Origin of the sequence: Flavobacterium soyangense (genome assembly GCF_015277675.1) — a bacterium.
GTDB lineage: Bacteria > Bacteroidota > Bacteroidia > Flavobacteriales > Flavobacteriaceae > Flavobacterium > Flavobacterium soyangense.
This window is the reverse complement of the sequence record NZ_JADHEC010000031.1, coordinates 1-16711: the sequence shown is the minus strand read 5'-3', so window position 1 is coordinate 16711 and position 16711 is coordinate 1. Positions and strand designations below refer to the sequence as shown.

Below are 16711 nucleotides of genomic sequence, written 5' to 3'. Positions count from 1 at the left end.
AAATAACATGCAGTAATGTATTACTCAATTACTACCACAACTTTTCCCCTAGTTCTCCCTGTTGCAAGTTGCAAATGGGCATCTTTTAGTGCATCAAAAGAAAAGGTAGCCGAAACATGTGATTTTACAATCCCTTTTTCTAACAAACTAGCAATTTGCTCCATATCCTCTCCATTAGAATGAACAATAATTCTATAACTAGTTATCCCTAAAGATTTTGAATAGGCAATTTGTTCTTCTGTTAAGTTGTCCAATAGTGCAATAATTTGCCCACCATTTTTAACAGTTTGAACTGATCTATCAAAAATAGCGTCCCCAAATAAATCAAACACAAAATCAAGATCAGAAACTTCATTTTCAAAACTTTGAGTCTGATAATCAATAAATTCATCAGCTCCTAACCCCAATACAAAATCCTTATTCTTAGCTGAGGCCGTACCGATCACATAAGCGCCTAAATGTTTAGCAAATTGAACGGCATAATGTCCAACTCCTCCTGCAGCCCCGTGGATTAATATACGATCCCCTTTTTTAATTTTTGCATTGGTAACTAAAGCTTGCCATGCTGTAAGTGCCGCTAATGTAGCAGCAGCAGCTTCTTCATCTGATACATTATCCGGTTTTTTAGTAATATGAGTCGCGGGAGCTGCAACATATTCAGCATACCCTTTTCCGTGACCTGGAAAATTAATCATTCCAAAAACAGAATCTCCAATTTTATAGTCTGTTACATTCTTGCCTAAAGCTTCTACAGTTCCTGAAATATCCCAGCCTAAAATCCATGGTTTTTTAGGACCTAAAACAGCATTTAGCATACCATCGCTTTCTCTGGCCTTATAATCTACAGGATTAATACTAATCGCTTTAACTTTAATTAAGACTTCCCCGTCAGAAACTGTAGGAGTTTCGATTTGAATGTTTACTAAATTTTCAACACCTCCAGCTTTTTTAATTTCTATTGCTTTCATAAATTTTTATATTAAATTAATTATGCAAAATTATGGTAAAAGGCATTTTAAAAATTATAACTAAAAAAGGAAAAACTAGTATTTAAAAAGGAATAAGCGTTTTTTAAAAAATATATCTATCTTTGTATCATGGAAAATTTACAAGACTCATTTATGATATCTTACCAAGAACTAGAGGTTTGGGAAGAAAGAAGAAGAAAAAATAACTTTTTCGAATTGGTATTTGTTATTGATGGGCAGGGGGAACAATGTGTTAATGGATTTCAGTATCCATATAAGAAAGACAGTATATTTCTTTTACCTTCCACTAATTGTCATAGCTATGAAATAAAGAAAAAAACCAAGTTTTTATTCATCCGATTTACGACAAATTATTTTTCCAAAAGTAATAGTAGCGCTATCGATTATAGCTTATGGTTTAATCGATTGCATTTTATCATAGGAAATTACAATAGATTTCCAGGTGAAATAGTAAAAAATTCAAATGATTCTAAAACATTACAATTATTGGGGAGAATAGTGCATAATGAACATCAAAAAGAAGATAGACATTCGAATTCAATAATACAAAGTTCCCTATTTTCAATGTTAGAAATTATTGCACGGAGTATTGTTAAAGAATTTCCAAATGATTCCGGTACAGTTGATTCTAAATTTGGAAAATTATTAAACTACATTCAGTTCAATCTTTTGGAAGATGAAAAAATAACAGTCAAATTTCTCTCGGATAAATTTAATATAGCTTCCTCTTATTTTAGTGAATATTTCAAACGAAACGCAAATGAATCTTTTCAGGACTATGTAATAAAATCAAAACTCAAAATTGCTGAATCTAAAGCACTTTACACAGACCAATCCTTTAAAGAAATTGCTCACGATTTAGGTTTTACGGATAGCAGCCATCTCAATAGAATGATGCGAAAAATTCACTACCGTAGCCTTGCCGATGTTAGAAAAGGAAAAATTTTTTCGACTTAATATTATTGCAAACTTTTGGCTTATATATTGAACACCCCTGTCAGAGTGGCAAATCAAATTTCTCTCGATTTTTCGGTTTTTTAACTGCCATTTTCAATGCTAGAAGAGTAGTTTGCTTCGCCTGCTCGCTATCGCTCGGGTCTTGAAATTTTAAAACCAAAACTCTGAAGTCCTAATGTTATACTAGGACTTCCATATCGTTGCCTTGATTCAAAATTAATCAATGTTATCTGTTCTTTTGTGGCAATTTTTCTTTGCTGTCTTGCGGCAATTATTTTTTTTTCTATCGGTAATAACTTCCACTGCTCACGTGTAGAACTTTGCACATTTTTTTAATGGGGAATAGTTTTTCATTGTTTTTAATGAAACCATAAATCATCGATCGCTTTTGGAAAAAATGCCGATTGTTTTTTTTATATATCTCGTTCTAACTCGGCATCTTTAAGCCTTTTCTTCAGTTCATAAATTTTGCGGACTTGTTTCATAAATTAAAATAAGATTATTTCTAAACTTTCTGTGATTACTAACTTTGCATTTCCAGAATATTTATTTTAAATAATTGTTAATTTTTAGAATAATGCTTTTTTAGCGATCCAAATAATCGTAATATTGCAATATATACATAACACTATGGGAGCATCAAAAACAGACAGCTTTACTGACCAACAAAATGAGCTTGCTATTTTAGCCAAAGCACTCGGACATCCGGCACGCATCGCTATTATTGAATTCCTGCTAAAGGTTGACACCTGTATTTGCGGCGATATTGTCAACGAATTGCCATTGGCACAACCTACCGTTTCGCAACACTTAAAAGAATTGAAGAATGCGGGTTTAATCAAGGGAAATTTCGAAGGAGCCACAATTTGCTATTGCATCAACGAATCGGGCTTCGAAAAAATAAAAGGTTTTTTCCTAGACATCACAAAATATTTGGAGAAGAAGAAAAACGACTGTTGTTAAATTTTTAAATAAAAATAATATGAAACTATCGCAAGTAAAAAGCATACTGAAAACGGTAGAAGCCGTAAACTTCATTTTGCCTGACGGAACTGCTGTTCCTGAGCATTTTCACGTAACCGAAGTAGGTTTAATTACCAAAAATTTTATCGATTGTGGTGGAACGGTTCGAAAAGAAACTGTAGTAAATTTCCAATTATGGAATGCCAATGATTTTGAACACCGCCTTAAACCTCAAAAACTAAACAACATCATCGAATTGTCTGAAAAAGTATTAGGCATCGGAGATTTCGAAATTGAAGTAGAATACCAAGCACAAACTATTGGTAAATACGATTTGGATTTCAATGGAAATGATTTTGTTTTGCTAAACAAACAAACCGCTTGTTTGGCACAGGATCAATGTGGCATCCCTGCAGAAAAACAAAAAGTGAGATTGTCAGATATGAATAACGAACCTAGCTGTTGCACTCCCGGAGGAAGCTGTTGCTAAAAAAAAAGAAAGCCTTAAGAAAACGGCATTACTAACTCTAAACACGTCATTAACATTGATTTAGCAAGTAAAACCAAAAATAATAACACCAACGGATATTAGCACCAACACAAAAAAACATATAAAAAATGATAACAACACAATCAACCCTATTCTCAGAAATTGAAAATGTAATTACTACTTTAAACTTCGAAAGTATTTCTGAAGAACGTAAAATCGTTTTACAACCTTTAGTTGAATATATTCAAAGTAAAGCAAGTAGTCTACAAGAAATAAGGCTCAACTTGATTTGTACCCACAATTCAAGAAGAAGCCACTTGTCACAAGTTTGGGCACAAACTGCCGCAGCTCATTATGGCATAAAAAATGTATTCTGTTATTCCGGAGGAACCGAAGCAACGGCTATGTTCCCTATGGCAGCCAAAACATTGGCAAAACAAGGCTTTCAAATTAAAACCATTGCCGAAGGAAGTAATCCTATCTACACTATAAAATACGCCAGTAACGAACATCCTATTATTGGTTTCTCAAAAACCTACGATGACGATTTTAATCCGCAAAGCGAGTTTGCAGCGATTCTTACTTGCTCCTCAGCTGACCAAGGTTGTCCTTTTATTGCCGGTGCAGAAAAACGTATTCCAATTACTTTTGAAGATCCAAAAGCATTTGACAACACACCTCAACAAGCTGAAAAATACGAAGAAAGAAGTTTGCAAATTGCAACCGAAATGTTTTATGTTTTCTCACAAATAAAAAAATAAATATGTCAGCAAATAATTGCGCACCAGTAGCAGAACGAAAAAAATTAGGTTTCCTGGATCGCTTCTTGACCCTTTGGATATTTCTTGCAATGGCAATCGGAGTTTCTGTGGGCTATTTTATTCCGTCCAGTAGTGGGTTTATCAATTCCTTTTCTAGCGGAACTACTAATATTCCTCTCGCTATCGGATTAATCTTGATGATGTATCCGCCACTGGCTAAAGTAAAATACGAACAAATGCGCGAAGTGTTTAAAAATACAAAAGTATTGGGTGCTTCATTATTTCTAAACTGGATTGTGGGACCAATATTAATGTTCGCTTTGGCATTGTTATTATTAAAAGGGTATCCGGAATATATGATTGGTGTTATCCTAATTGGGTTAGCACGCTGTATCGCAATGGTGGTTGTTTGGAATGATTTAGCCAACGGAAACCGCGAATATGCAGCAGGATTAATTGCATTAAACAGTATTTTTCAGGTATTGTTATACAGCGTTTATGCCTATGTTTTCGTTACTATTTTGCCCCCTTATTTTGGCTATACCGGTTTTGAGGTCAACATCAGCATCGGACAAATTGCCGAAAGTGTGGGTATTTATTTAGGAATTCCTTTTGCACTCGGAATCATAAGCCGTTATGCGCTTATTGCGTTCAAAGGTGCCAAATGGTTTGAAACCAAATACGTGCCTTTTATTTCACCAATAACATTAATAGCATTGCTGTTTACCATTATTTTAATGTTCAGTCTTAAAGGAGAATTAATTGTACAAATTCCAATGGATGTTGTGCGTATTGCCATTCCGCTAGTAATTTATTTTACGATAATGTTTGTGATTAGTTTCTTTATTGGAAAATATTTTGGTGCCGATTATTCAAAATCTACTGCAATAGCATTCACGGCAACGGGAAACAATTTCGAATTGGCGATTGCCGTTGCCATCGGAGTTTTTGGTATCAATAGCGGACAGGCGTTTGCAGGCGTTATTGGGCCATTAGTAGAAGTCCCGGCTTTAATAGCCTTGGTAAATGTGGCTTTTTGGTTCAGAAAAAAATACTTTACTACAGAAGCCTAACAACAATAAATTCATTACTGTTTAAACTAAAAAAGAAGAAAACAAAAGTATAATTTCTCTGCATTCACAATTTGGCAAGATGACACTTATCACTATTATATCGGGATTGTTGATCTAATTTGAACTAACGGGCATTATTATTTTTCAACTTCAAATTCATACCGCATATTTGACAATAATATCCTATTTTTACCCAACATAATAAAAATGCTATTGTACAATGCCAACATTAAACTGGATCGGAAAAGAAAAAGTAATCAACCATCATCAAGATGTACCTTATAAAATACTGGAGCCTTTATATAATTATGAATTAGGAGTTATGAATTATGAGTTGGATGCGACACTTAACAGCGGCAACAAGATTATTCACGGCGACAACCTCGAAGCCTTAAAAAGTTTATTGCCCGAATATGAAGGCAAAATAAAATGCATCTACATTGATCCACCGTACAACACGGGCAACGAAAGTTGGGTATACAACGACAACGTAAACCATCCAAAAATTAAAAAATGGTTGGGCGAAGTAGTAGGTAAAGATGGGGAAGATTTAACGCGACACGACAAATGGTTGTGTATGATGTATCCAAGATTAAAATTATTGCATAAACTACTTTCAAACGATGGTGTCATTTTTATAAGTATCGACGATAATGAACAGGCAAATTTGAAGTTGATTTGTGATGAGATTTTTGGAGCAAGAAATTATTTGGGACTGATAAGCAGAAAACAAAGTAGTGGTTCAAAAAATGATATGGGTAACAGTAAAGTTATTACAACAGCAGATTACATACTTCCTTATAAAAAAAACGATTTTGAATTTTTGCCATATCAAATTAAGAATAATAAAAAGTTCAACTTAAAAGATGAAATTGGTTTTTATAGTATAAGAGCATTAGAAATGCAGGGAGGTGGCGATACATTACCACAACGCTCAAAAATGGGATATTCTATTTATCATAGAAAAGCTGACAATCAAATAAAACTACTTTTTGATTATAATCTTGAAAATGAAATTGTTTATGAAGAGGAAAACAAAGAGCTTTTATCGTTAGGATTTATTTGCTATCGTCCTAGAAAAAGGGATATGGCGTTGGGGAGATGGCGTTGGGGAGATGGCACGTTCATAGAACGTTTTAATAATAATCAAGTATATTTTGATAAAGGAAGAGTGTATATGAAAGAAAGAGCATCTGATGTAGTTAACAAATATCCAGAAGCTTTAATTGAAGATTATTTAAATACACAGGGCACTAATGAATTGAAGGAAATTTTTTATTCAAAAACCTTTGATTTTCCAAAACCATCCGAGCTTTTAAAATTTATATTTACAGTTTCTACCGATAAAAACTCAATTATTCTTGACAGCTTTGCTGGCTCTGGTACAACAGCTCACGCAGTTTTAAACTTGAACAAACAAGATGGTGGTAATAGAAAATACATTCTAATAGAAATGGAGGATTATGCTGATACGATTACTGCCGAAAGAGTAAAAAGAGTTGTAATGGGTTATGGTAATTCAGAAACTTCAATAACTGGTTTAAAAACCGAAGGTACTGGAGGAAGTTTTAATTATTACCAACTTGGAGAACCTTTGTTTCTCGAAGAAGATGTTCTTAATGAAGCTGTGGGTTTAGAAAATATTTTAAAATACATTTGGTATTCCGAAACAAGAACATCATACAGTCCAACAAAGCCCTCACTTGTAGAAGAAAACTATCACATAGGCACAAAAGACCAAACCGATTATTATTTTTATTACACCAAAGATGCCGTAACTACGGTAGATTATGATTTTATGGCAAAAATAAAACACAAAGCAAGTCAGTATATTATTTATGCAGACAATTGCTTACTCGAAAAAGACTTTATGCTGAAACATCACATCATTTTCAAAAAAATACCAAGAGATATAACACGATTTTAGTTTTGAGTTATGAGGTTTGAGTTATGAGTTTTGAATTATGAGTTATGAGTTATGAGTTATGAGTTATGAGGTTTGAGTTATGAGTTATGGGTTATGAGTTTTGAATTATGAGTTATGAGTTATGAGTTATGAGTTATGAGTTATGAGGTTTGAGTTATGAGTTATGAGTTATGAGGTTTGAGTTATGAATTTTGAGTTATGAGTTATGAGTGAGAGTATTATTAAAAAGAAAAGTTTCTTGTTTGCTATTCGAATTGTGAAGTTGTATCAATACATTGTTCTTGAAAAAAAGGAATATGTATTGAGTAAACAACTCTTGCGATCTGGCACTTCGATAGGTGCTAATGTTCGAGAAGCTATAAATGGACAAAGCAAAGCCGATTTTATTCATAAATTATCTATTTCGCAGAAGAAATGCGATGAAACACTATATTGGTTAGAATTATTAAAAGAAACCTTTTATATAAATGAAGTTGAATTTTTATCGATACATTCAGATGCTACTGAACTTTTGAAAATTCTAAAAAGTATTATAATAAGCACCAAACAAAATAATTCATAATTCATAATTCATAATTCATAACTCAAAACTATGACAGAATTTATATTATACACAGCACCAAGCGGAGCCGTTAGGATTGATGTTTTGTTAGAAAATGAATCGGTTTGGGTTACTCAAAAATCGATGGGGTTATTATTTGATAGCACACCTCAAAATATAACGGTTCATTTAAAAAACATTTTTGAATCGGGCGAATTAGTCCAAGAGGCAACTTGTAAAGAAATTTTACAAGTTCAAAAAGAAGGCGAAAGATTAGTATCAAGAACTCAAAAATATTACAATCTTGATGCTATTATATCGGTGGGATATAGAGTAAATTCTACCAAAGCGACACAGTTTAGGATATGGGCAACCCAAGCCTTGAAAGAATATATTGTAAAAGGATTTGTGCTGGACGATGATAGACTAAAACAAGGTCAAACACTTTTTGGCAAAGATTATTTCAAGGAGTTATTACAAAGAGTACGTTCCATTCGTGCCAGCGAAAGAAGAATATACCAGCAAGTAACCGATATTTTTGCAGAGTGTTGTATAGATTATGACAAGAATTCTGAAATATCAAAAAACTTCTACGCCATTGTACAAAACAAATTTCATTTCGCAATAACAGGCAAAACAGCAGCCGAAATCATATTTAAAACGGCCAATAGCAAAAAAGAAAAAATGGGATTGACCTCTTGGAAAAACGGACCGGAAGGTCGAGTTTTAAAACAAGATGTAATTATTGCCAAAAATTATTTGGAGGAAAAAGAGATACGGCAATTAGAGCGCAGCATAACAAGTTATTTCGATTATATCGAAGGATTGATAGAAAGACAAAATACCTTTACAATGGAGCAACTGGCGACAAGTGTAAACAAGTTCCTTTCTTTTAACGATTATAAAATTTTACAAGGAAAAGGCGTAATTTCTAAAATACAGGCTGATAAAAAAGCCATAAAAGAATACGACACCTTTAACAAAACACAGAAGATTATTTCCGATTTTGATAAAGTGGTCAAGGGATTGGAAAAAGGGGAATAATTATGAATTATTAGTTATGAGTTATGAGTGAAAGTATTATTAAAAACAAAAGCTTTTTGTTTGCTATTAGAATTGTGAAGTTGTATCAATACATTGTTCTTGAAAAAAAGGAATATGTATTGAGTAAACAACTCTTGCGATCTGGCACTTCGATAGGTGCTAATGTACGAGAAGCTATAAATGGGCAAAGCAAAGCCGATTTTATTCATAAATTGTCTATTTCTCAAAAAGAATGCGATGAAACACTATATTGGTTAGAATTATTAAAAGAAACCTTTTATATAAATGAAGTTGAATTTTTATCGATACATTCAGATGCTACTGAACTTTTGAAAATTCTAAAAAGTATTATAATAAGCACCAAACAAAATAATTCATAATTCATAATTCATAATTCATAATTCATAATTAAAAAAAAATGGAGTTAAAATCCTACCAGCAACAAGTAATCACAGATTTAGAATTATTTTTAGAATACTTGCAAAAGTATTCTAAACCCGCAACAGCTTTCAAACACTATTGGGAAGACAAAGTTGGTCCTTACGAATTAAAACTTGACGGAACATACAGCGGAATGGTGCCCTACAAAGACAACATTCTCAACACCCCGCACATTGCCATAAAAGTACCAACAGCCGGAGGAAAAACATTTATTGCCTGCAACGCCATACATTCTATTTTCAGCACTTATGACAGTAGCCGCCCAAAAGCAGTTGTTTGGCTAGTGCCTTGGAGCAATTTATTACAACAAACCGCCTCTAGTCTATCGGATTCATCCCATCCGTATCGTCAAAAATTAAACACCTTATTCAATCATAGTGTTGAAGTGTACGAAAAAGAAAGTTTGTTGCAAGGAGCTAATTTTAACCCAACATCAGTTTCAGAACAATTAAACATTTTTGTTTTCAATTTTAGCAGTTTACGAATAAATTCCAAGAAAAAAGACGACCGAAAAATATACCAACAAAACGGTTCATTAGAAGCTTTTAGAGATACCGTTGTGGAGCAAAATTTGGTTCTGCCGGACACAGACGAAAGTGCTTTAATCAATATTATAAGAAGCCTAAATCCGTTGGTTATTGTCGATGAAAGCCATAATGCCGAAAGTGATTTGAGTGTAGAAATGCTTCAAAATTTGAATCCGTCATTTGTGTTAGATTTAACCGCTACACCTAAAAAGAATAGCAATATTGTAAGTTATGTCAATGCTATTGAACTGAAAAAAGAGCACATGGTAAAACTACCCGTTATTGTTTACAACCATAGCCGAAAAGAAGAAGTAATCAATAGTGCATTACATTTACAAAGACAGTTAGAACAACTGGCAATACAAGAAAGTTTAGAGGGTGGAAAAAAAATAAGACCCATTATTTTATTCCAGGCGCAATCCAACATCAAAGGAAGCGACAATACAACCTACATCAAGATTAAAGAAAAACTGATCGAGTTAAAAATTCCCGAAGAACAAATCAAAATCAAAGTAAGTGGTTTAGACGAATTAAAAGGAATTGATTTAATGGACGAAAAATGTCCTGTTCGATACATCATAACCATCAATGCTTTAAAAGAAGGTTGGGATTGTCCATTTGCCTATATTTTGGCATCATTGGCAGACAAATCATCGGCAGTCGAAGTGGAACAAATTTTAGGTAGAGTTTTACGTCAGCCTTATGTATTAAAGCACAAAGAACCATTATTGAATTTATCTTTTGTTTTAACGGCTTCCGCCAAATTTAACGAAACATTAGACAATATTGTCAGAGGATTACAAGATGCAGGTTTTAGTAACAAAGATTATTATGCCGAAGAAATTGTCAGTGAAAATACTGCTGCACCAATATCAGACAAAGAAGCTTTAAACAGAGATTTATTTGGTTCGTCAGAAGAAGACAAAACCAACGGACAATTTGATGATAATGACATTACAAATATCAATGTTGGCGCAATTGAATTTGATCCTACGGCAACAGAATTTGTTCCAGTAGCAAATTCAACTATAAATCAAATTACGCAAAAAGCAATTGAACAAGGAGCTGTTTTTGAGACAAGATTAACCCAAGATACAGGAGATAGTACCGAATACCTTTTAAGAGAAATGGGAAAAGAACCAAAGCGTTACAAAATCGTAGATCACTTTCATCAAGTAGCAGAAAATATTGAGTTACCACAATTTTATAAAAAATTAGAAACCGATGTGTTAAGTCGGGAATTAGTTTTTGATGAGTTAAGTCAAGGCGAAGTTTTCTTGAATAGAGATCAGTTATTAAGCACATTTAAATTGTCTTCAAAAGATATTGATATTGATTTTAACAGTGTTAGTGCCGAAATTGTAAAAGTCGATTACGATGAAGTTCGAAAAGATGCCATAATTTCTAAATTTAGTGTGCAAGCCAAAAAAATATTAATTGATACCATTGTTGCCAAACCAAAAGAAAAGCAAGTCAAAGACATCGCTAGTATTATGGTGGGTAAAATTGGCAATATGACACCAATTGCCGAACAAGAAATCAAGAAATACATCGAGCGTATCTTTAGTGAATTCTCTACAGAAGAGATAATTGATGCGGTAAACAATGAATATAATTATGTTTACAAAATAAAATCCAAGATTTTAGAATTGTCAAACCAACACGCCAAAGAAGAATTCAGTAGATTATTGGATACCAATAAAATCATTGTGAAACCAACTTTCAAGTTCAAGGAAACATTAATTCACACCAAAGAAGGAGCAAAAATTGACAAATCACTTTACGAACGTGAAGGAGATATGAATAATTTTGAGCAACGTTTAATAATGGATATTGCTGCACAGGAAAATGTTTTGTTTTGGCACAGGAATTCAGTAACCAAAGACAAAGGATTTTACTTAAACGGTTTTAGCAACAATCATTACCCGGATTTCATTCTTTATACACAAAAACAAAACATCATTTTAGTGGAAACCAAAGGCGATTTTCTAGATAATGATGAAAGTAAAGCAAAGAATGTTTTAGGAAAAAAATGGGCTGAAAAATCAGGAGAGAACTACAAATACTTTATGGTTTATGAAAGTAAAAATGTAGAGGGTTGCTATACTGCCAAAAATTTTTTAGATATTATTGGAGCTTTGTAATTTATGGTTGAAATAATAATTTGAAGTAGATAATAAGTTTAATTAAACAGCTGCTAAAATGAGAATAGAAGTTATATTGCTATACATCAACTCATTGGGTGTAATTCGATTTTTTAACCACATAGATTCTGTGTTGATTTACAAATAAATCTATATTTTTTTTCTATTGTTCTATGTGGTTTAATTTCTTATTGAATCGATTTATTGAAATTTTTATTAATTTCACCCATCCCAACGGGTTATAGCTCATTTATAATACAATAATTCTTGAATAAAACCTTTAATGATTCAACAAATCCTTTAACGCTGCCTCAAATCTTCCTTTCGGCAAATACTGATCTTCCAGGGCTTTTGTAAACGGAATCGGGCTGTCTAAACTCGCAACACGTTTTACCGGAGCATCGAGAAATTTGAAACAATTTTCCATAATCAGGGCAGAAATATCACTGGCAACACCACCAAACAAAGAATCTTCCTGATAAATAATCGCTCTCCCCGTCTTCTTTACAGAAGCATAAATGGCATCTGTATCCAAAGGTTGCAAGGTTCTTAAATCCAATAAATCAGCCGATATTTCAGTATTCTTGGCTAAAGTTTCCAAAGCCCAATGCACCGCAGCGCCAAAGGCAATAATCGTAACCTGATTTCCCTCTTTCAACAAAGCGGCTTTCCCTAAAGGAATCGTGTAATAATCAGTTGGAACATCTTGGTAAACAATGCGATACAATTGTTTATGTTCAAAAAATAACACCGGATTGGGATCATTGATGGATTCATTCAACAATCCTTTGGCATCATAAGGAAATGCGGGATAAACCACTTTCAACCCTGGAGTTTTGGTAAACCAGGCTTCATTGGTTTGCGAATGAAAAGGGCCTGCTTGAGTTCCGCCACCGCAAGGCATTCGAACCACGACATCGGCTTTTTCCTGCCAACGGTAATGATTTTTTGCCAATAAATTGACTATTGGATTGAATCCAGTCGAAACAAAATCAGCAAATTGCATTTCGACAATTGCTTTATATCCGTTGATAGACAAGCCCATTCCTGCCGAAACGACTGCACTTTCACAAATTGGTGTGTTGCGAACACGTTCTTTACCAAACTGTGCCACAAATCCATCCGTTATCTTAAAAGCGCCTCCATATTCGGCGATGTCCTGACCCATCATTACCAAGTTTTCATACCGCTCCATTGATTGTCTTAAACTGCTGGAAATAGCATCTATAAAACGAATATTTTTTATTTCTTCAGAAGGATTAACTGCTTGATATTCAAAAGGTTTATAAACATCATATAATTCTCCTTCATAAGTAGCTTCAATCTCTGGTTCAGCATTGGCTAGAGCCAGACTTTCATCAATTTCTGTCTTGATTTCACTTCGCAAATTTGTGTCAAAATCATCTGAAAGAATTCCGTTATCCGATAAAAATTTCCTGTAATTCTCCACCGGATCTTTAATGGCCCAAGTATCCATTAAGGCTGAAGGAACATATTTGGTGCCACTCGCCTCTTCGTGTCCGCGCATTCTAAAGGTTTTAAATTCCAATAAAACAGGACGCGGATTCAAAATCATTGAAGTTTTCAATTCCGATAATTTGTTATAGACTTCAAGAATATTATTTCCATCGATAATATGGCTCTCCATTCCGTAACCAATGCCTTTATCGGCTAGGTTTTCGCAACGAAATTGTTCGTCTGTTGGAGTAGATAATCCATAACCATTGTTTTCGATGATGAACATTACAGGCAATTCCCAAACGGCGGCAATATTCAAGGCTTCGTGAAAATCACCTTCGCTCGTTGCTCCTTCGCCAGTGAAAACGGCAGTTATTTTCCCGTTATGCTGCAGTTTGTTCGCCAAAGCAATTCCGTCGGCAACACCCAATTGCGGACCCAAATGCGAAATCATTCCAATAATTTTATATTGCTGTGTTCCAAAATGAAAACTGCGGTCACGTCCTTTGGTAAACCCATTGGCTTTGCCTTGCCATTGCGAAAAAAGTCGGTACAAAGGAATATCTCTTCCTGTGAAAACACCCAAGTTTCGGTGCATTGGTAAAATGTATTCATCATTATCCAAAACAGCCGTAACTCCCACAGAAATAGCTTCCTGACCTATTCCGGAAAACCATTTGGTAACTTTTCCTTGACGGATAAGAATCAACATTTTTTCTTCGATTAATCGTGGTTTTACCAATCTTTTGTATAAATCTAATAATTGTTCGTTGGTAAGATTTTTTCTGTCAAAAGTCATTGAAGTAGCTTTTTTGTTGTGCTTCAAAAGTATGAAAAAATAACAGTTTAGCTTTAAATTGTTATATTTTTTTAATCGAATAAAGTGACAAAAAAAAATGAAATCACACTTTGATTAAATAAATCACATTATTCCTTAAATTTGTAAAAACAGTCTTTCATGGAAATCCAAATTGAAGCTTTACAAATAGCCGAATCCTTTAACATCAAAAAATTTCGTTCCGAGTTTCGTTCCGAAGTGTTTTCGGGATCCACTTCCGAAGTATTTTATGCACTTACAGAAAACAACCGCTATTTATACGTTTTTGATTATGGTGTGGTAGTTTTTGCCAATTATGATGCCCTAGCCAAAAGTGAATTCATACAATTTGTAAAAAATTATGCAACAACATTGGTTAATTTAGATTTGTGCGAGGAATACCAAATTGTTATCGATGAAAAATTACCTAAAGTTTTAGTGAAAAACGATTATGTCACCGTTCCCCAAATTGACTCTTCTTTATTGCGAATCGTGATGTTAAATATTGGCCAATCTGTTGCGCTTGAATATTATGAGGTTTTGACAGACGATATTATAACGTCTTCAAAACATTATATTCTGGAGCTGGAAAATCGCGGAAAACTAAGTATTTCAAAAACTAACCTGCTTAAATATATAGGCAAAGTTTTGAATGTTAAAAACAGTATTGTTGACAATTTGTATATTCTGGACGATCCTAATTTAGTTTGGGATAATGAAGAACTCAATCTGCTGAATCGCAATCTTAAGGCTAATTTTGATATCAATCCCCGTTTTAAGGATCTGGATTATCGTCTGCAAATTGTCGAAAATAATCTTACTCTTTTTACCGATGTATTAAACGTTCGGGAAAGCAATCGCCTAGAATGGATTATTATCATTTTAATTCTTATTGAAATTGTAATAGCTTTATTCTTTCATTAAAGATTATTTTTCCATTTCTTCCAAAGTCAAATTTGATAAAACCGATTTATTCTTTTTTAAAACATCAGTTTCACTCGCATATTGATCGTCTTTTTTTATTAAAAGCCACGCATTTTTTTTCAGGACTTTTAAACGTACAAGTGCGAATTCTCCTTTCAACTTCTCTCCGTTTAGAATAAAACTAAGATGCCCGCCTTGTAAACCGGATTTTAATTGGTTTTCAACGGTTTCTGTATGTTGTTTGTCAACTAAAGTATAGGTTCCGGTATCCCAAACAATAACCGTTCCCGCTCCATAATTCCCTTCCGGAATAGTTCCTTCAAAATCCTTGTAATCAATTGGATGATCTTCAACCATAATCGCCAGTCGTTTTTCTTCGGGATTCATTGAAGGCCCTTTTGGGATGGCCCAACTTTTTAAAAGTCCATCCATTTCAAGACGAAAATCATAATGTAAATGGGTAGCAGCATGTTTTTGTACTACAAAAATTAGTTCGTCTTTCGATTTTTCTATTTCACCTTTGGGTTCGGTGGTAGAATCAAAATCTCTTTTTTGTTTGTATTTACTTAAATCCATTGCAAATAGGAATTACAATTAAACAAGATTAAAGTTACGATTTTAAAATTATTTTTCTGTAAGAATGCTATGAAATATAATTTCCTCATCTCCTGCTTTCTGCAAACCACCATTTGGCTTTGTAAACTTTCTTTTTTAAGCCAAACTTTTTGATAGCGTGTTTCTTGATATGCGAAACCAAATCTGGAACAGAATCAGTCACAAACAAAAGCTCCATATCTTCAGGACTAATGGTTTCGTGTTGTATCATCATTTCGATGTGTTCGCATAAATCTTTATGGTATTCTTTGTCAAAAATAACAACGGGAAATCCATCAATCATTTTGGTTTGAATTAAAGTCAAAGCTTCAAACAATTCGTCCAAAGTTCCCATTCCTCCTGGCATAACAATAAAAGCGAACGAATATTTCACAAGAATTACTTTTCGCACAAAAAAGTAGGGAATATAAATCCATTTGTGAAGATAAGGATTTGGTTTTTGCTCCACGGGCAGCACAATATTACAACCAACGGAATAACCGCCGGCTTCATAAGCCCCTTTATTGGCAGCTTCCATAATTCCTGGGCCGCCGCCTGTCATTATAGTGAAACCCAGTTTTGCCATTGCTGCACCTATTCTCTCTGCATCCTGATAATGATCCATTTCCGGACCAAACCGCGCTGAACCAAAAACCGTCACACAAGGCCCGATAAAGTGCATTTTACGAAAAGCTTTGATGAAGTTGTATTGCACCTTGAAAGTAAAAACCAATTCCTTAAAACGCGACAAAGGGCCTTGAACGAATGCCGATTCGTCTTTAGAAAGTCTGTAATGTGGAGTTTTTTTCATATCTACCATAAAGATACAAAATTGTTTTTTCTGTCAATAAATCGAGATTTAATTTATTGTAAAAGATTTATTTGAAATTTTTTAAATAATCAATGATGGCACGCTGGATTACACATGATTTTTCGATATAAATAATCACTACTAACCGATTAATATTTTTAAACAGAAAGGGCTACTTTTAAAAGTAAGCCCTTTTTTTCATATATTTTGAGTGACAAAAAACAAAATTTATGAGTTCCAAAGATATTGA

Annotated in this window: 15 protein-coding genes; 11 read left to right on the top strand and 4 right to left on the bottom strand. The window is 33.7% G+C overall.

What is annotated here, in order from left to right:
• Positions 1-20 precede the first annotated feature (20 nt).
• Positions 21-968 carry an NADP-dependent oxidoreductase gene (locus IR213_RS12660; protein ID WP_194312676.1) on the bottom strand — a complete coding sequence of 316 codons (948 nt, stop codon included), beginning with the start codon at positions 966-968 and terminating at the stop codon, positions 21-23.
• A gap of 153 nt (positions 969-1121) precedes the next feature.
• On the opposite strand from IR213_RS12660, the gene IR213_RS12655 reads away from it, so the two are divergent.
• The 10 genes from IR213_RS12655 to IR213_RS12610 all read left to right on the top strand — a co-directional run bounded on the left by IR213_RS12655 (position 1122) and on the right by IR213_RS12610 (position 11857).
• Positions 1122-1946 (top strand): AraC family transcriptional regulator, encoded by an 825-nt coding sequence (locus tag IR213_RS12655; protein WP_194312675.1) that lies wholly within the window; start codon positions 1122-1124, stop codon positions 1944-1946.
• Positions 1947-2576: 630 nt separating this feature from the next.
• Positions 2577-2909 carry an ArsR/SmtB family transcription factor gene (locus IR213_RS12650; protein ID WP_194312674.1) on the top strand — a complete coding sequence of 111 codons (333 nt, stop codon included), beginning with the start codon at positions 2577-2579 and terminating at the stop codon, positions 2907-2909.
• Between the two features lie 19 nt (positions 2910-2928).
• On the top strand, positions 2929-3399 hold the full coding sequence (locus IR213_RS12645; RefSeq protein WP_194312673.1) for a DUF6428 family protein: 471 nt from the start codon (positions 2929-2931) through the stop codon (positions 3397-3399).
• A 128-nt stretch (positions 3400-3527) separates the two neighbouring features.
• A complete protein-coding gene (locus IR213_RS12640) occupies positions 3528-4160 on the top strand; it encodes an arsenate-mycothiol transferase ArsC (protein WP_194312672.1) in 633 nt (210 codons plus the stop codon).
• A gap of 2 nt (positions 4161-4162) precedes the next feature.
• Positions 4163-5233, top strand: a complete 1071-nt coding sequence (gene arsB / locus IR213_RS12635; RefSeq protein WP_194312671.1) for an ACR3 family arsenite efflux transporter — start codon at positions 4163-4165, stop codon at positions 5231-5233.
• 220 nt (positions 5234-5453) lie between these two features.
• Positions 5454-7160, top strand: a complete 1707-nt coding sequence (locus IR213_RS12630) for a site-specific DNA-methyltransferase (RefSeq protein ID WP_194312670.1) — start codon at positions 5454-5456, stop codon at positions 7158-7160.
• A 205-nt stretch (positions 7161-7365) separates the two neighbouring features.
• Complete coding sequence (locus tag IR213_RS12625) at positions 7366-7722, top strand: four helix bundle protein (RefSeq protein ID WP_194312669.1); 357 nt, start codon at positions 7366-7368, stop codon at positions 7720-7722.
• A gap of 30 nt (positions 7723-7752) precedes the next feature.
• Positions 7753-8745 carry a virulence RhuM family protein gene (locus IR213_RS12620; RefSeq protein WP_194312668.1) on the top strand — a complete coding sequence of 331 codons (993 nt, stop codon included), beginning with the start codon at positions 7753-7755 and terminating at the stop codon, positions 8743-8745.
• A gap of 23 nt (positions 8746-8768) precedes the next feature.
• Complete coding sequence (locus IR213_RS12615; protein ID WP_194312667.1) at positions 8769-9125, top strand: four helix bundle protein; 357 nt, start codon at positions 8769-8771, stop codon at positions 9123-9125.
• A 38-nt stretch (positions 9126-9163) separates the two neighbouring features.
• Entirely contained in the window at positions 9164-11857 is a 2694-nt protein-coding gene (locus tag IR213_RS12610; RefSeq protein WP_194312666.1) for a DEAD/DEAH box helicase, read from the top strand.
• 280 nt (positions 11858-12137) lie between these two features.
• Here the strand turns inward: IR213_RS12610 and IR213_RS12605 are convergent, their stop codons facing one another.
• Positions 12138-14114, bottom strand: coding sequence for an alpha-ketoacid dehydrogenase subunit alpha/beta (locus IR213_RS12605; RefSeq protein ID WP_194312665.1), 1977 nt, complete (start codon positions 14112-14114; stop codon positions 12138-12140).
• A gap of 159 nt (positions 14115-14273) precedes the next feature.
• Here IR213_RS12605 and IR213_RS12600 point away from each other — a divergent pair, with 159 nt between their 5' ends.
• Positions 14274-15056: an RMD1 family protein gene (locus IR213_RS12600; RefSeq protein WP_194312664.1), complete on the top strand. Its 783-nt coding sequence runs from the start codon at positions 14274-14276 to the stop codon at positions 15054-15056.
• 3 nt (positions 15057-15059) lie between these two features.
• On the opposite strand, the gene IR213_RS12595 is transcribed toward IR213_RS12600, so the two are convergent.
• Positions 15060-15632, bottom strand: coding sequence for a DNA polymerase ligase N-terminal domain-containing protein (locus IR213_RS12595; protein ID WP_194312663.1), 573 nt, complete (start codon positions 15630-15632; stop codon positions 15060-15062).
• Between the two features lie 85 nt (positions 15633-15717).
• A complete protein-coding gene (locus tag IR213_RS12590) occupies positions 15718-16461 on the bottom strand; it encodes an LOG family protein (RefSeq protein ID WP_194312662.1) in 744 nt (247 codons plus the stop codon).
• Between the last annotated feature and the right edge of the window lie 250 nt (positions 16462-16711).

What these genes read in the sequence shown, in the direction of transcription:
- IR213_RS12660 (WP_194312676.1), bottom strand. Translation starts at nt 968, where the DNA reads ATGAAAGCAATAGAAATTAAAAAAGCTGGAGGTGTTGAAAATTTAGTA.
- IR213_RS12655 (WP_194312675.1), top strand. Translation starts at nt 1,122, where the DNA reads ATGATATCTTACCAAGAACTAGAGGTTTGGGAAGAAAGAAGAAGAAAA.
- IR213_RS12650 (WP_194312674.1), top strand. Translation starts at nt 2,577, where the DNA reads ATGGGAGCATCAAAAACAGACAGCTTTACTGACCAACAAAATGAGCTT.
- IR213_RS12645 (WP_194312673.1), top strand. Translation starts at nt 2,929, where the DNA reads ATGAAACTATCGCAAGTAAAAAGCATACTGAAAACGGTAGAAGCCGTA.
- IR213_RS12640 (WP_194312672.1), top strand. Translation starts at nt 3,528, where the DNA reads ATGATAACAACACAATCAACCCTATTCTCAGAAATTGAAAATGTAATT.
- arsB (WP_194312671.1), top strand. Translation starts at nt 4,163, where the DNA reads ATGTCAGCAAATAATTGCGCACCAGTAGCAGAACGAAAAAAATTAGGT.
- IR213_RS12630 (WP_194312670.1), top strand. Translation starts at nt 5,454, where the DNA reads ATGCCAACATTAAACTGGATCGGAAAAGAAAAAGTAATCAACCATCAT.
- IR213_RS12625 (WP_194312669.1), top strand. Translation starts at nt 7,366, where the DNA reads ATGAGTGAGAGTATTATTAAAAAGAAAAGTTTCTTGTTTGCTATTCGA.
- IR213_RS12620 (WP_194312668.1), top strand. Translation starts at nt 7,753, where the DNA reads ATGACAGAATTTATATTATACACAGCACCAAGCGGAGCCGTTAGGATT.
- IR213_RS12615 (WP_194312667.1), top strand. Translation starts at nt 8,769, where the DNA reads ATGAGTGAAAGTATTATTAAAAACAAAAGCTTTTTGTTTGCTATTAGA.
- IR213_RS12610 (WP_194312666.1), top strand. Translation starts at nt 9,164, where the DNA reads ATGGAGTTAAAATCCTACCAGCAACAAGTAATCACAGATTTAGAATTA.
- IR213_RS12605 (WP_194312665.1), bottom strand. Translation starts at nt 14,114, where the DNA reads ATGACTTTTGACAGAAAAAATCTTACCAACGAACAATTATTAGATTTA.
- IR213_RS12600 (WP_194312664.1), top strand. Translation starts at nt 14,274, where the DNA reads ATGGAAATCCAAATTGAAGCTTTACAAATAGCCGAATCCTTTAACATC.
- IR213_RS12595 (WP_194312663.1), bottom strand. Translation starts at nt 15,632, where the DNA reads ATGGATTTAAGTAAATACAAACAAAAAAGAGATTTTGATTCTACCACC.
- IR213_RS12590 (WP_194312662.1), bottom strand. Translation starts at nt 16,461, where the DNA reads ATGAAAAAAACTCCACATTACAGACTTTCTAAAGACGAATCGGCATTC.